Raw genomic sequence first — 14,311 nt, forward strand, 5'->3', positions numbered from 1 at the left:
CGGCCCAAACCATCTCACGCCACCGGCGCAAACGCGGCAAATATCCCGTCATAGGTTTTCACCGGCGGGCTGGCATAGGCCCCCGCCTTGCTGGTCTGAAGCCCCAGCATCCCCATGGCTTCGATCAGCTTGACCGCCGCACTGACCCCGTCAATCACCGGCACGCCAAGCTCGGCCTGCAATCGGTCGGCAATATCGGTCATTCCGGCACAACCCAGAACAATCGCCTCGGCACCATCTTCGGCAAGGCAGTTTTCCGCCGAAATTTTCAGCGCCAGATAGGCCATATCCGCATTCTCGCCCTCGAAATCGAGTGTGCGAACACCCGCCGCCCGCACCACACATTGCGAAGATGCCCCATATTTCGACACCAGATGTTCAAGCGGCCGCACCGATACCGCCATCGGCGTGACGATGGCAAAACGCGACGCAACGATGGCCGCAAACCGAAGGGCCGCCTCGCACAACCCCATCACCGGCGCTTTGGTCAGGCAGCGCGCGGCATCGACACCGGTATCATCAAAACACGCCACCACATATCCGCTGATCTTCCCGCCCGAAGCCCCGTCTGCCTCAAGCCCGCGCATCGCGGCAAGCAACCCGACACTGGCAAATGCCTCGTCATAATAGCCCTCGATACTGGCCGGGCCGAACTGCGGGTTAAGGGCAACAATCTCGGTACCGGGCGCAACAATACGGCGCGCCTGCAAACCAACCTTTTCGGTAAACCCGACCGACATATTGGGATTGATAACCGCGATCCGGGTCATGCCTTTTGCCCCTTGCGATGCCGCAGGATCAGGACCGAACCAAGGGCTATGGCAATCACCACAAACGAAAAACCGGTCGTCACCGTGCCCAGCGCATAAAGCACCGGTGTCGTCACATTGGTCGTCATCCCGTAAATCTCAAGCGGCAGGGTATTAAGCGCCCCCGCCGTCATCAGCGTCCGGGCAAACTCGTCATAGGACAGGGTAAAGGAAAACATCGCGACCCCAATAAGGCTGGGTGCCACCATCGGCAAAACGATATGCCAGATGGTTTGCCAACTGCTCGCCCCCAGATCGCGCGCGGCTTCTTCAAAGGACGGATCAAACCGGTTAAACACCGCAAACATGATCAGAAGCCCGAACGGGAAGGTCCATGTCAGATGCGCGCCAAGGGCCGATGTAAACCATTGCGGTTGCCAGCTCACGATATTGAACAGCAATCCGATGCCAAGCGAAATCAGGATCGACGGCACGATCAGGCTGGCAATCGCCAGATAGAAAATCACGCTGTCCCCCTTGAACCGCTTGCGAAACGCCAACCCCGCCATAAAGGACACCAGAACCGTCACCACCATGACAATCAGGCCAAGCTTGAGAGATCGCAGGAACGATCCGCCAAAATCCCCGACCGCCTGCTGCTCAAACAAATTGCCGAACCAATGGACCGAAAATCCATTCATCGGGAAGGTCAGACCGCCATTTTCACCCTGAAATGACAGGATAAAGATCGTCAGCATCGGCCCATACAGGAACAGCACAAACAGCGCAAAGAAGGCCGCCAGAAAATAGAAACTTGTCGGGCGCTTTTCACGGGTCTTCGCCATCTCAAAGCTCCTTCCTGATATCGACCATGCGAAGCAACGCCGTCACGATCAAAAGCACGGTCACCAGAAGCACCACCGCACTGGCCGCCGCCGCCGGATATTGCAGCAACCCGATCTCATTGGAAATCTGAAGCCCGACCGAGGCACTCTGCCCGCCACTCATCAAACGCACCGTGATGAAATCGCCCATCACGACCGTGATGACAAAGATCGAACCGATTGCAATGCCGGGCTTCGATAGCGGCACAATCACGTGCCGCAGGGTTTCAAACCCCGATGCCCCGGCATCACGCGCCGCCTCGATCAGGGAACGGTCAATGCGCATCATCGAATTGAAAATCGGCACCACCATAAACAGGGTGTAAAGATGCACATCCGCCAGAACGACCGCAAAATCCGAAAACAGCAGGAATTCAAGCGGCTCATCGACAATTCCCAGCCCCATCAGGGCCGAATTCAAAAGCCCGTTGCGCCCCAGAAACGGAATCCACGAAATCATGCGAATGATGTTCGATGTCCAGAACGGGATCGTGCACAACATGAACAGGACAATCTGCCATGTCAGGCTGCGCACATGGAACGCCAGGAAATAGGCAACCGTAAACCCGATCAGAAGGGTAAAGCCCCAGGTAAGCGCGGCATATTTGAAGGTATTAAGGTAAATCTGCCAGGTTACTGAAGACCCCAGCAGGTATTTGTAATTTTCAAAAATGAAGTCGGGCAGAATGCGGTATTCGTCATAGTCCCAGAAACTGACGACAATAATCGTCAGCAACGGCACGACCAGAAAGATCGCAAAGATCAGCGCCATCGGCGAGATCAGGAAATACGACGATCGCTTGGACATATCAAACGCCATTGTCTGCCCTTTGAACCGGAAAAATCATCAGGGAAATCAGGATATCGGGCGCAACCAAAGCTGCGCCCGATCAAATTCAGATGCCCTTAGGCAGCGATGAATTCGTTCCACTTGCGGACCATGTGCTTGTTCTCGTCCATGACAGAGTTCCAGCACGCAACCGATCCCATGCGTTCCTCATACGAACCGCCATCGCGAACCGCACCGGCCTTTTCCATGACCTTGCCATCCGGGCTAAGGATATCGCCCTGGGCTTGCTTGCCTTCCATCCAGAAGCCCCATTCGTCTTCGGACATGAATTTCTGTGCGGTTGCCGGGGCTGCACTGTAATAACCCTGACGGTTAAGATACGCCCCGACCCAGCCCGACAGGTACCAGTCGATATATTCATACGCCGCCTCAAGTTCGAGGCCGGTAAGGTGCTTGGCAAGACCAATGCCACCACCCCATGCACGATACCCTTCCTTAAGCGGCTGGTATTTGCACGCAATGCCCTTGGACCGAACGGCAGCAACCGCCGGTGACCACATCGACTGGATCACGACTTCGCCCGATGCCATCAGGTTGACCGACTCATCGAAGCTCTTCCAGAAGGCACGGAACTGACCGGCTTTCTTGGCATCGATCATGATCGCAATCGTCTTGTCGATTTCTTCCTGGGTCATGTTGCCCTTGTCACCATAGGTGACTTCACCCATGGCTTCGCAAACCATGGCCGCATCCATGATCCCGATCGACGGAATATTCAGGATCGATGCCTTGCCCTTGAAGGCCGGATCAAGCAGATCGGCCCAGCTATTGATCGGACGTTCGATCAGGTCCGGGCGAATGCCCAGCGTATCCGCATTGTAAATCGTCGGAACAAGGGTCATCCACTGGGTCGGCGCAGATGCAAACTCGACACTGTCGGCCCCTTCGACAAAGCCAACCGTGTGCGGTGCCGTGCCCTGTGCAATCTCGGAATCCGGGGTCAGTTTGCCATCGATGAACAGCTTGGAGATATACTGATAGTTTTTAAGCTTGGTGGTATCCATCGGCTGCATGGTGCCCGCCGGGAAGACCTTCTTACAGATCCAGTATTCGATATCGGCAATATCAAACGATTTCGGCTGGGTTACCGCACGCTGGGCAACCGCATCGGAATCAAGGGCAGTCATCTGAAGCGTGAAACCAAGGTCTTCCTTAACCTTGTCGGCAACCGCATTGATGTTTGAAACACCCGTGCCGAACTGGCGCAACGTCACATCCTTGATGTTCTGCGCCCAGATGGTCGGGAAACCGGTGATCGCACCTGAACCAATCGCGACACCGGCAGTCGCAGCCGCCCCTTTAACAAAACCGCGGCGGGTGACTTCCTTGGTCGAAAGCAGGTTTTTCGTCGTTTTGGAATTGTCGGTCGTCATGTGAAGCTCCTGATAAATGATGTTTTTTTAGGCCAGAACATGCGCGTGTTCGGGTTTCCAGTAGGCGATGAACTTTTCCTTCCGGCGCACAGGCGCCTGCCGAAATTCGCTTTCGGTCTTCATCAGGGTGATTTCCTTGCCGTCATTGGTCGTCGCCACAATCCGCACCCAAAGGCCGAGATACTCGACCGTTGTGATTTCGACGGGAATCTGACCATTTTCGGCATCACCGGGCGCTGTTTCACCCAGTCCGATCAGGTCGGTACGAATTGTGAATTCAAGATCCTCGCCCGTGGCACCATCGCCATATCCGGGCAGGAAAAAGCTATCGGGCCCACGCGTCAGAAGCGTTCCCGCCGGGCTGCTTTCCGAAACCGTTCCCTTGAAGATATTCTGACCGCCCATGAAATTGGCGATGAAGCGCGAACGCGGCTTGTTGAATATTTCCTCGGGCGTGCCCTTCTGGCGAATGACACCGTCTTCCATGACAACAACCATGTCCGAAAGCGCAAGCGCCTCGTCCTGGGCATGGGTGACATGGACAAACGTGATGCCAAGCTCCTGCTGAAGGCGGCGCAATTCGTCGCGCATCCGCGCCCGCAGGAACGGATCAAGCGCTGAAAGTGGCTCGTCAAGCAACAGGACGGAGGGCTGCGTGATCAACGCACGCGCAAGCGCAATGCGCTGCTGCTGCCCACCCGAAAGCTGATCGGGCTTGCGATCCGCAAATTTTTCCATATGGACGCGGGCCAGCATTTCCTTGGCCCGTTCATTGCGCTCTGCTGTTGAAACGCCCTGCATCCGCAGACCAAATGCGACATTTTCCATGCAGGTCATATGCGGAAACAACGCATAATTCTGGAACATCATGGCCGTGCCGCGCTTGACCGGCGGAAGCTCGGTCACATTGCGATCCCCGATCAGAAGATCACCCTCGCTGATCACCTCATGCCCGGCGATCATGCGCAATGTCGTGGTTTTGCCGCAGCCGGATGGACCAATCAGGCAACAATAGGCCCCTGCCGGTATTTTGAGGTCGATCGATTTGACTGCGATGGTACTGCCGTAATGCTTACTGACAGCGATCAACTCAATGGCCCCGTTACCCTTCATGCGCCCACCCGTTACTGCATGCAAAATTGTTAACAATCCATATTTTCGATTGTAGGCAAATTGCATGCCACTTTCAGGATCGGCAGTTTTCCGCGAAGCGCATACAAAACCCCAAGGCGACAAAACCGGCCAATGCCCGATTCATACGCAACTTGTGCGCAATTTTTGCGCAGCAACATTCTTTTGATTAAACCTGATGCAATGCCATTCCGACTCACCAGAAAGGGCTGTCGCATTTTTTTGTTTTGCAGATCGTCAACAATTTTGTAGAAAAGAATTGACCCCTCGAATGAACAACCGGAAAGACGCGCCGCGATGGCCAACCCCGCACAGCCCACCCCCTATAAAGGCAGCGGTAAACTTCGCCCGGAAGAACTGATTTATCGGGAAATGCTCGACGCCATTCTTGACCGGCGGCTGGAACCGGGCATGAAACTGATCGAAGAAGATCTTGCCAAAACCTTCTCGGTCAGCCGTGCGCGCATCCGGGCCACATTTTTACAGCTCGCACACGACAAACTGATCAATCTGGTGCCCAATCGTGGTGCCTTTATCGCCGAACCGACCATTGACGAGGCCATCGAAGTCTTTTCAGCCCGCCGCATGATCGAGGACGGCGTGGTCCGAAAAATCGCCGCCAACATGACGCCCGACCGCGCAAGCCAGATCCGCGAACATCTGGAACGCGAACATCAGGCCCACCACGCAGGCGACCACCGCGCCGCCATCATCCTTTCGGGGGAATTCCACCTGTTGCTGGCCCGCCTTGCCGGCAACCTGGTGATCGAGGAATTTCTGGAACGCCTGATCCTGCGAAGCTCGCTGATCATTGCGATGTATGAAAGCCCGCAACCGGTTGATTGCTCTCACTCGGAACATGAAAGCCTTTTGAACGCCCTTCTGGGCGGCGACCCGGATCTGGCGGCCGCTGAAATGGCCAAACACCTTGATGCCATTCGCGACCGGTTGCAGCTTCAACGCCCCAAACCGGCCAAAACCGATTTCGCCAGCATCTTTGGCCGAAATCCCAAATCGGTTGCCAGCTAATCCGGCCAGTGATGGGTCGGGATTTTCAAATATCAGCACCCGTTATCGGCTTCCGTGAAGTCATGGGGCGGACCACGCAGCTTCCGCCCGAACACGCCAGAAATCCCTAGCCAGTAATCCTTGGCCGTAATGCGCGGCACAACACAGCGCAGCACTATACGGCACGGGCATACACGCCCGCAGACTACTGACACAGCATTCCCAACCAGATCATCATTCCCACGACGGCGGGAATCCAGTCTGTTTCAATGGGATATGGATTCCGGGTCTGCGCGCCGCTTTGCCCGAAATGACGATTTTGATCCATTCCGGGCTTTGTCAGTAATCTGAATTCTGACGGGCACACACGCCCGTCGCTTTCTCTGACCAAATATAATTGTATAAATTATCCAATGATGCTTAACTGTTTGAATCTCTACTGGCGGCTGCCGATGTCGATTTTGTCATATAATATGATATTTACATCGCCGCCCCGATTTCCTAAGCTGCGCCGAAGAAAACCGCGCAAATCGGGCGTTTGCAGATTACCGCAATCCACGGCCCAACCCTTTGCACGGTATCATCATACAAACACGCCAACCCCACAGGAGGCTCCATGCTGAATGGACAGCACTATATTGCAGGCGAATGGCTGAACGGTCCGGATGTGTTTCAGGCCGATAACCCGTCGACGGGTGAAAAACTGCCAACAAAGTTCCAGCACGGCACCGAGGAACTGGTGGATCAGGCGGTTCAGGCGGCAAATGCCTGTGCCGAAGAATTTGCGGCGATGCTGCCGGCCAAACGCGCGGCCTTCCTGCGCGCGATTGCCGATGAAATCGACGCACGCGGCGATGAAATCACCGAAATCGGCAATCTTGAATCAGCCCTGCCCGCGGCACGCCTGACCGGCGAGCGCGGCCGCACCGTGGGCCAGTTGCGCTTCTTTGCCGACTGGATCGAAGAAGGATCATGGTTCGAAGCCCGCATCGAAACCGCCCAGCCGGATCGTCAACCCCTGCCAAAGCCCGACATCCGCGTGATGCACAAGGCACTTGGCCCGGTCGGTGTTTTCGGTGCGTCAAACTTCCCGCTGGCATTTTCGACCGCGGGCGGTGACACCGCATCGGCACTGGCTGCGGGTTGCCCGGTCGTGTTCAAGGGCCACGCGGCCCACCCCGGCACGTCCGAAGTCGTTGCCAAGGCCATCGAAGCCGCAATTAAAAAAAACGGCATGCCCAAAGGCGTATTCAGCCTGATCCATGGCGGCACCCGCAAGGTCGGTCAGGCGCTGGTCGCCCATCCGCTGATCAAGGCGGTTGGCTTTACCGGTTCGACCGGTGGCGGTCGTGCGCTGTTTGATATTGCCGTTTCGCGCCCGGAACCGATCCCGTTCTATGGCGAACTCGGCAGCAACAACCCGGTCTTCCTGATGCCCAAAGCAATGGGTGCCAAGGCCGTTGAAATCGCCAAGGGCTGGGTTGGGTCGCTCACCATGGGTGTTGGCCAGTTCTGCACCAATCCGGGTCTTCTGATCGCGCTTAAGGGTGCCGATCTTGACGCCTTTGTCGAAACTGCTGCCGCCGAACTCGGTCAGGTTGGCGGTGCCGCCATGCTGACGGATCGTGTATCAAGCGCCTATCATCATGTAACCGATGCCATGGCCGGTCACGCCAAGGTAACCTGCGCGCTTAAACGCCGCGACAGCGACGGCCCGTTCGAAGGCAGCCCGGCGATCTTCCGCACCACCGCTGCCGACTGGCAGGCCAACCCGGAACTGGCCGAAGAAATGTTCGGCCCGGCTGGCATCATTGTCGAATGCGACACGCCCGAAGAAATGGTTGCCCTGTCCGCCACCCTGATCGGGCAGTTGACCGCGACCGTTCATATGGTTGATGCCGATGCCGAACTGGCCGGGAAACTGCGCCCCGCCCTTGAAAAATGTGCGGGCCGCATCCTGATCAATGGCTGGCCAACCGGGGTCGAGGTCTGCCACTCCATGGTCCACGGTGGACCCTATCCGGCAAGCACGGATTCCCGTGCAACATCGGTCGGGTCGCTCGCGATCAAGCGTTTCATCCGCCCGGTCTCCTATCAGGCCTTCCCGGATGCATTGCTGCCCGAAGCCCTCAAGGACGCAAACCCGCTTAACATCCCGCGCCTTGTAAACGGCAAATGGCAGATGCCGAAATAAAGATCGCACTTACAGAAGAATAAAAGGGCGCGGCCATGTACTGGTCGCGCCCTATCTGTTTCTGGACCGGATTTGAAAATACGATCCTGTTCCACCGCGATCAGGCGATACCCGTCAATCTGGCCGCAACACCCAGTCCGGCACATAGCAGCAGCACCTGAATAGTGCCCATTCCCCGCCAGAGAACCGCCAGAAGTGCGATCACGGTCAGTGCTGCCGCTGCCAGGTTTACCGACGAAAGAACCGGGATCAGCAAATCCAGTCCGGGTGCATCAAGCGGTTTGACTTCGGCAAACACCACATGAAGCCCGAACCATACCGCAAGGTTAAGGATGACCCCGACCACCGCGGCAGTAATTGCACTAAGTGCGGCTGTCAGGTTCTGGTTATTGCGCAGCCTTTCAATGAAAGGTGCACCAAGGAATATCCACAGGAAACAGGGCGTGAAAGTGACCCAGGTTGTCAGCAAACCGCCAAGAGTCGCTGCCATCAGCGGCGGCAGGGTGCCCGCATCGCGCAACGCCCCCATGAAACCGACAAACTGTGTCACCATGATCAGCGGCCCCGGCGTGGTTTCAGCCATGCTTAAGCCATCAAGCATTTCACCCGCCGCCAGCCAACCGAAATTCTGCACCGCTTCCTGTGCGACATAGGCCAGAACCGCATAGGCTCCGCCAAAGGTCACCACTGCCATCACACTGAAGAACCCGGCGATCTGGCTAAAGACATGGGCCGGGCCAAGCGCAAGAAACAGCGCCCCAACCGGCACCAGCCAAAGGCCAAGCAGGATCGCTGAAACGCGAAAGGCCCAGGCCCGATTGACCTGTGTATGGTCCGGGGATTCTTCACCCAGCAGGGTGTCGGCATCGGCAACCTGAACTGCACCGATTTTCCCATGTCCACCGCCACTGCGAAATGCCGCAATATTCCGGCGTGCCGCAACATAACCCATCATTCCGGCGACAAGAATGATCACGGGAAAAGGAACCCCGAAGGCAAAGATCGCAACAAAGGCCGCAACCGCAATCAAGATCATCGCACTGTTTTTAAGCGCCCGCTTGCCGATCCGGTAAACGGCCTGGGCGACAATTGCCAGAACCGCTGCTTTAAGACCAAAGAAAAATGCCTCGACAATCCCCACATTGCCCCAGATCGCATAGACCCAGCTAAGCGCCATGATCGCGACCACACCGGGCAGAACGAACAGGACACCGGCAATCACACCGCCAAGGGTCCGATGCATTAGCCAGCCGATATAAACGGCCAGCTGCTGTGCCTCGGGACCGGGTAACAGCATGCAATAGTTAAGGGCATGGAGAAACCGCTTCTCGCCAAGCCATTTGCGCTCTTCGACCAGAATTTGATGCATCAGGGCAATCTGGCCCGCAGGCCCCCCGAAACTCAAAAGACCGATCCGCGCCCAGACCTTGAAGGCTTCGCTCAGGGTCGGATAATCAGATGATCGCATGTCATACCTGTGGCTTGTTGGTTGGCCAGTTGTGGTTTTCATGCGTGGCGTCACGCGCCCAGCGATAGAACGAATCATATAGCAGCATACCGGCGTCAAGTTGCTCAAGATCGTCGGAATACATGCGAGATAATCCAAGTGACGCTGCAAGAAGCCCGGCCGATTCCGGGGCGAGATCAAGGCGGGCGGTATCCGCCCCGCGCACAATCAGGGCAAGCCGGTCAAGGGCCGGTATAGACAAACCAAATTCCGCCAGCATCACATCGAAACTGCACAATTCGTCACGATGGCTCCAGAACACGCCTTCGATGTCAAACGGTACCGCCTGATAACGCTCTGCCACACCCAGAACTTCTGCCGGGGCGACAAACAGAATAACGGCACGCGGATCAAGAAACCGCCGGATCAACCAGGGACAGGCAATGCGGTCAATTTTCGGTCGTGATCGTGTTACCCAGACTGTCCGTCCCTGAGAATCGCGCGCGGGCAGCTTCTCCGGGCGAATTACCGGATGTCCGTTTGACACCCAGTCTTCAAAGCCGCCTTCCAGATATTCCGACGGACAACCCTCCGCACGCAGCCATGCCGCGGTTCCCTGACTGCGTTTATGTCCGGCCTGACAGATCACAATGGAACTTGTCCCGGCGATGCGTGATGCCAGTTCAGACAAGGCAGTATCGTCCACCCGGATCGCGCCGGGTATCAGGCGCGGATCAGCGTTGAAGTCTTCGTCGGATCGAACATCAAGAAGCAGTGGCACGCGGGGCGTACCGATGATTTTGGAAAGTTTGTCGCTGGAAATCGCCTTGGGCGCAGGCATGTGCGTTCCTCCTTTGCAGGCTTGAATTGGAACGCGATCTTTAGCTGGCGCCTCGTGGGGAGTTCGCGTTTCCCCATAGCCATAGAAAACGCGAAGCCATGGAAATAGTCAAGACCAAAGCAAAATCGATCAGATCGCCGGTTTGCACTCCAGCGTAGATAATCAACTCTGCTGTCGGCCTGTCTGTTTAAGGCCACCGGGAATGGATTTCATCGATTACATAAGGATGGCGATGGCTGCGCGCCCCTTGCAAATGCGGATGATCTGCGGGGAGATCATCATGGCTGTGTTCGATTTCGTCGCTGTCGCTCGCAGGCCATAACAAGGCTCCGGCCAGTGTCGCGAGCAGGGCGATTGCGCCAAAAAGCACCAGACCCGCCTGAAATCCGTATTGTGAAACAAACCAGCCAGCCAGCGGATAGGTCACAAGCCAGCAGGCATGAGACAGGGCAAACTGGGCGGCAAAAATCGATGGCCGATCCCGGTCATGGGCTGATTTGCGCAACAGGCGTCCCGAAGGTGTCTGGGTTGCAGAATAGCCAAAGCCGGTAATGAACCAGACAATCAGAAGAACCGGCCATACCAGTTCGCCCATCAGGAGAAATGACGCCAGACCGGCAAAGGCCAGTGTTCCCAGTAGCGCACCGGCAATCATTACGGTGCGTTCGCGGGTCCGGGCAAGAACACCCGGCAGAACCAGAGCCGCCAGCATCGAACCGGCACCAAACGTCCCAAGGGTGATGGCAACCGCGCTGTCGCCAAGCGCAAGCGTGTCACGGACAACGATAATCGTATTGACCAGTATCTGGGCACCAAGGGCCGCGACCGCCATATTGATCGCCATCAATCCGCGCAGGCGCGGCGTCCGGGTAAAGATGCGTACCCCGCGCAACAGGCGTTTTGCAAAGCTGTCGGCGGTAAGCCTGGCCGGATCAGGAAGGCTTACGGCGAGGATGAATGCGGCTGACACGGCAAATCCCGCCGATGTCCCGGCAAAAAGCGCATTAAACGTCATGACCGTAAGCAGCAATGTCGCAATCAGCGGGCTTATCAGGTTTTCAAGATCATAGGCCAGCCGGGACAGCGACAGCGCCTTGGTATAGCGTTCCTCGTCCGTCAGGATTTCCGGAATGGTGGCCTGAAATGTCGGGGTAAAAGCGGCAGACGCGCTTTGCAGCAGGAAAATCAGAACGTAAATCTGCCAGATTTCAGTGACAAACGGCAGCATTGCGGCGATCAGCACACGAAAAAGATCCATCCCGATCAGAACCGGGCGGCGTGGCAGCGGGGCGACCAATGCCGCAGCAAAGGGGGAAACCCCGACATAGGCGATCATTTTAATGGCAAAGGCAGTGCCAAGGACCATCCCGGCATCCGCCCCGGCAAGGTCAAATGCCAGAAGCGACAGGCCGACCGTTGCAAGCCCGGTACCGAGCAGCGATGAAATCTGGGCCAGAAACAAATTGCGATAGCGACGATCCGACAGCACGGAAAGCATGGGGAACCTCGGAAAGGCGGGGGCTCACAGGTATTTTGCAATCTTTTTGAACCCGTCGAGCGATGCGGGACTGGCGGCGGGGGCATCGGCAAAGGCCGTGTCGAGACAATGGTCGATATGATCCTGTATCAGGATGCGTTTGGCTTGCGAAATGGCCTTTTCAACGGCGTGAAGCTGCTGTGCGATATCCTCGCACGGACGGCCTCCTTCGATCATTGAAATGACACTATGCAAATGACCATCGGCGCGCTTTAATCTCTTGACGATGTCGGCATGGGTTGCGTGTGGTGCGTGTTCTGTCATATAGATGAACCTATCCCCCCTAGGGGGATAAATCAAGCGACCTTGGTGACACAGATATCAGGAGAGGCAGGGCAAAACCGTGACAGGGCTGATGAACCGGGGAATGATGCGATTTGCTGTGGTTGCGGGAATTCTTCTGGCATTCATCGCACAGCAGAATCATCATTTGCCATCGGGTTTTCCTGTTTCGGAAGCATCGCCTGCGCAGTTGCTTGAAATCCTTGATCACGGTCACAGCCATGAACTCGATATTGTCGATAGTGGCGATAATGCCGGATGCACATCCCATGATCTTGTTGATCATGATCATCCCCCGGCCATTCTGGCGGACCGCGAAATCATGTCGCGCATGCTGTATCGCTGTGGCTGGTCGCGGGTGGAACTGACAGCACGGGACATCCCGCCCGGACAGGATATTCGCCCTCCCATCGTGTGAGAAGCCATTCGAGTACTCGATACAGTCTTCACGATGAAAGTTTTATCATGCACGGTTTTCGAACTGCTGCGCACGGGGTTGCGGGGATTGTTCCGCCGCGTCTTGCGACAGTATGTCTTGCGTTCGCGCTGCTGGTTCTGGCAGCGACGGATGCGCTGGCCCATGCCGTCACCGAAGGTGACAAGGGCTATATCATAGAAATCAGCGGTATCAATCTGATCCCGTTTGTCTATCTGGGAGCCAAGCACATGGTGACCGGATATGATCATCTTCTGTTTTTGTTCGGTGTGATCTTTTTCCTTTACCGGATGAAGCATATCGCCATCTATGTCAGCCTGTTTGCTGTCGGCCATTCGACGACAATGCTGCTCGGCGTCTTTTTTGACTGGAATGTCAGTTCCTATCTTATTGACGCGATCATCGGTTTGTCGGTGGTTTACAAGGCGCTGGACAATCTTGGTGCGTTTCAGCGGTGGTTCGGTTTTCAACCTGACACAAAGATCGCGACACTGGTTTTCGGGTTCTTTCACGGGCTGGGTCTTGCGACCAAAATCCTTGAATATGACATCGCGCCCGATGGGCTTCTTCCCAATCTGATTGCCTTCAATATCGGGGTCGAACTGGGCCAGTTGATTGCGTTGGCAATGATCCTGATTTTCATGGGTTTCTGGCGCAGAACCGAAGGGTTCTGGCGTCATGCCTATACGGTCAATGTCGCGATGATGTCGGCGGGTTTCATGCTGATCGGGTATCAGCTAACCGGCTATTTTGTTGCCTGACAAAACGGAGTTTGAACAATGTATAATGCCAATAAACCCAATCTTGACGAGCTTCCAAGCAGCCCGCAGTTGATCCGCTCGACCATTGTTGCGGCACTCGTTGCTGTTGTTTTGCTGGTGACGATCATTCTTCCGGCTGAATACGGGATCGACCCGACCCGGATTGGCAGTGTCCTTGGCCTGACCGAGATGGGTGAAATCAAGACCCAGCTTGCCGAAGAAGCCGAGGCCGACCGCCAGATGCAATACGAGTTGCAGAATCTTCAGCCGGGCAAGGACCAGTCGGGCCTGTTTGAAATCCTTGCCGGTCTGTTCATTTCCAGCGCACAGGCACAGACAGCGGGCGATGGATGGAAAGACACCATCAGCTTTACCCTGACGCCGGAACAGGGTGCCGAATACAAGCTGGTCATGGAAGAAGGCGCGGTTGCCCCGTTCAAATGGGTTGTCGAGGGCGGTGCCGTAAATTTCGACCTTCACGGGGACGGGACCGGCGGGCAATCCGTCAGCTATGAAAAAGGCCGGGCGATCCCCGAAGACGAGGGTGAGATCACGGCACGTTTCACCGGATATCACGGCTGGTTCTGGCGCAATCGCGGGAAACAGGATGTGACTGTTACCCTGCAAGTTGGCGGAAACTACAGCGAACTGAAACGCACCTATTAACAGATGCCTTTCCCCCTTGTGCATTGCATGTGCAAGGGGGGAAATTCCTGCATGGCACCGGATGCAATTTCGAAACGATGACTGCGACCTTCTGGCAAATAATCCGATTTCAATCGCCTTAACGGGAGCGGTTCATCTGATCGGGCTGATGC

At 56.1% G+C, this 14,311-nt stretch carries 14 protein-coding genes; 5 read left to right on the forward strand and 9 right to left on the reverse strand.

All coding sequences use genetic code 11. The annotated features are described in order from the left end of the window. Positions 1-14 precede the first annotated feature (14 nt). The 5 genes from IT971_RS20575 to IT971_RS20595 form a co-directional block, all read right to left on the reverse strand. Positions 15-770 carry an aspartate/glutamate racemase family protein gene (locus IT971_RS20575; RefSeq protein ID WP_063092409.1) on the reverse strand — a complete coding sequence of 252 codons (756 nt, stop codon included), beginning with the start codon at positions 768-770 and terminating at the stop codon, positions 15-17. Next, complete coding sequence (locus IT971_RS20580) at positions 767-1,594, reverse strand: ABC transporter permease (protein WP_063092408.1); 828 nt, start codon at positions 1,592-1,594, stop codon at positions 767-769. Before IT971_RS20580 ends, IT971_RS20575 begins: the two co-directional genes overlap by 4 nt. A gap of 1 nt (position 1,595) precedes the next feature. After that, positions 1,596-2,441 carry an ABC transporter permease gene (locus IT971_RS20585; RefSeq protein WP_223304904.1) on the reverse strand — a complete coding sequence of 282 codons (846 nt, stop codon included), beginning with the start codon at positions 2,439-2,441 and terminating at the stop codon, positions 1,596-1,598. 98 nt (positions 2,442-2,539) lie between these two features. After that, a complete protein-coding gene (locus tag IT971_RS20590; protein WP_063092407.1) occupies positions 2,540-3,856 on the reverse strand; it encodes a PotD/PotF family extracellular solute-binding protein in 1,317 nt (438 codons plus the stop codon). A 27-nt stretch (positions 3,857-3,883) separates the two neighbouring features. Further along, entirely contained in the window at positions 3,884-4,969 is a 1,086-nt protein-coding gene (locus IT971_RS20595) for an ABC transporter ATP-binding protein (RefSeq protein WP_063092406.1), read from the reverse strand. 315 nt (positions 4,970-5,284) lie between these two features. Between IT971_RS20595 and IT971_RS20600 the strand changes: the two genes are divergently transcribed. Together IT971_RS20600 and IT971_RS20605 are read left to right on the forward strand one after the other, a co-directional pair. After that, positions 5,285-6,016, forward strand: a complete 732-nt coding sequence (locus IT971_RS20600; protein ID WP_063092404.1) for a GntR family transcriptional regulator — start codon at positions 5,285-5,287, stop codon at positions 6,014-6,016. Positions 6,017-6,611: 595 nt separating this feature from the next. Further along, positions 6,612-8,189: an aldehyde dehydrogenase (NADP(+)) gene (locus IT971_RS20605; RefSeq protein ID WP_063092403.1), complete on the forward strand. Its 1,578-nt coding sequence runs from the start codon at positions 6,612-6,614 to the stop codon at positions 8,187-8,189. A 100-nt stretch (positions 8,190-8,289) separates the two neighbouring features. On the opposite strand, the gene chrA is transcribed toward IT971_RS20605, so the two are convergent. The 4 genes from chrA to IT971_RS20625 form a co-directional block, all read right to left on the reverse strand. Further along, positions 8,290-9,657 (reverse strand): chromate efflux transporter, encoded by a 1,368-nt coding sequence (gene chrA, locus IT971_RS20610; protein ID WP_063092402.1) that lies wholly within the window; start codon positions 9,655-9,657, stop codon positions 8,290-8,292. 1 nt (position 9,658) lies between these two features. Further along, entirely contained in the window at positions 9,659-10,477 is an 819-nt protein-coding gene (locus IT971_RS20615) for a sulfurtransferase/chromate resistance protein (RefSeq protein WP_063092401.1), read from the reverse strand. Between the two features lie 187 nt (positions 10,478-10,664). Further along, positions 10,665-11,975, reverse strand: coding sequence for an MFS transporter (locus tag IT971_RS20620; RefSeq protein ID WP_063092400.1), 1,311 nt, complete (start codon positions 11,973-11,975; stop codon positions 10,665-10,667). A 24-nt stretch (positions 11,976-11,999) separates the two neighbouring features. Beyond that, a complete protein-coding gene (locus tag IT971_RS20625; RefSeq protein ID WP_063092399.1) occupies positions 12,000-12,278 on the reverse strand; it encodes a metal-sensing transcriptional repressor in 279 nt (92 codons plus the stop codon). 103 nt (positions 12,279-12,381) lie between these two features. On the opposite strand from IT971_RS20625, the gene IT971_RS20630 reads away from it, so the two are divergent. From IT971_RS20630 to IT971_RS20640, 3 genes are read left to right on the forward strand one after another with little or no spacing between them, the layout of a single operon-like run. Beyond that, on the forward strand, positions 12,382-12,714 hold the full coding sequence (locus IT971_RS20630) for a hypothetical protein (RefSeq protein ID WP_139189987.1): 333 nt from the start codon (positions 12,382-12,384) through the stop codon (positions 12,712-12,714). Between the two features lie 47 nt (positions 12,715-12,761). Beyond that, positions 12,762-13,493: a HupE/UreJ family protein gene (locus tag IT971_RS20635; RefSeq protein ID WP_082822558.1), complete on the forward strand. Its 732-nt coding sequence runs from the start codon at positions 12,762-12,764 to the stop codon at positions 13,491-13,493. An 18-nt stretch (positions 13,494-13,511) separates the two neighbouring features. Continuing rightward, positions 13,512-14,159 carry a hypothetical protein gene (locus tag IT971_RS20640; protein ID WP_063092397.1) on the forward strand — a complete coding sequence of 216 codons (648 nt, stop codon included), beginning with the start codon at positions 13,512-13,514 and terminating at the stop codon, positions 14,157-14,159. The last annotated feature ends 152 nt before the right edge of the window (positions 14,160-14,311 follow it).

The sequence above is a fragment of the Thalassospira sp. B30-1 genome (assembly GCF_015767575.1).
Lineage (GTDB): Bacteria > Pseudomonadota > Alphaproteobacteria > Rhodospirillales > Thalassospiraceae > Thalassospira > Thalassospira xiamenensis.

Coding starts and splice junctions, on each gene's coding strand:
- IT971_RS20585 (WP_223304904.1), bottom strand. CDS start 2,441: ATGTCCAAGCGATCGTCGTATTTCCTGATCTCGCCGATGGCGCTGATC.
- IT971_RS20600 (WP_063092404.1), top strand. CDS start 5,285: ATGGCCAACCCCGCACAGCCCACCCCCTATAAAGGCAGCGGTAAACTT.
- IT971_RS20640 (WP_063092397.1), top strand. CDS start 13,512: ATGTATAATGCCAATAAACCCAATCTTGACGAGCTTCCAAGCAGCCCG.
- IT971_RS20580 (WP_063092408.1), bottom strand. CDS start 1,594: ATGGCGAAGACCCGTGAAAAGCGCCCGACAAGTTTCTATTTTCTGGCG.
- IT971_RS20605 (WP_063092403.1), top strand. CDS start 6,612: ATGCTGAATGGACAGCACTATATTGCAGGCGAATGGCTGAACGGTCCG.
- IT971_RS20590 (WP_063092407.1), bottom strand. CDS start 3,856: ATGACGACCGACAATTCCAAAACGACGAAAAACCTGCTTTCGACCAAG.
- IT971_RS20635 (WP_082822558.1), top strand. CDS start 12,762: ATGCACGGTTTTCGAACTGCTGCGCACGGGGTTGCGGGGATTGTTCCG.
- IT971_RS20620 (WP_063092400.1), bottom strand. CDS start 11,975: ATGCTTTCCGTGCTGTCGGATCGTCGCTATCGCAATTTGTTTCTGGCC.
- chrA (WP_063092402.1), bottom strand. CDS start 9,657: ATGCGATCATCTGATTATCCGACCCTGAGCGAAGCCTTCAAGGTCTGG.
- IT971_RS20630 (WP_139189987.1), top strand. CDS start 12,382: ATGATGCGATTTGCTGTGGTTGCGGGAATTCTTCTGGCATTCATCGCA.
- IT971_RS20575 (WP_063092409.1), bottom strand. CDS start 770: ATGACCCGGATCGCGGTTATCAATCCCAATATGTCGGTCGGGTTTACC.
- IT971_RS20615 (WP_063092401.1), bottom strand. CDS start 10,477: ATGCCTGCGCCCAAGGCGATTTCCAGCGACAAACTTTCCAAAATCATC.
- IT971_RS20625 (WP_063092399.1), bottom strand. CDS start 12,278: ATGACAGAACACGCACCACACGCAACCCATGCCGACATCGTCAAGAGA.
- IT971_RS20595 (WP_063092406.1), bottom strand. CDS start 4,969: ATGAAGGGTAACGGGGCCATTGAGTTGATCGCTGTCAGTAAGCATTAC.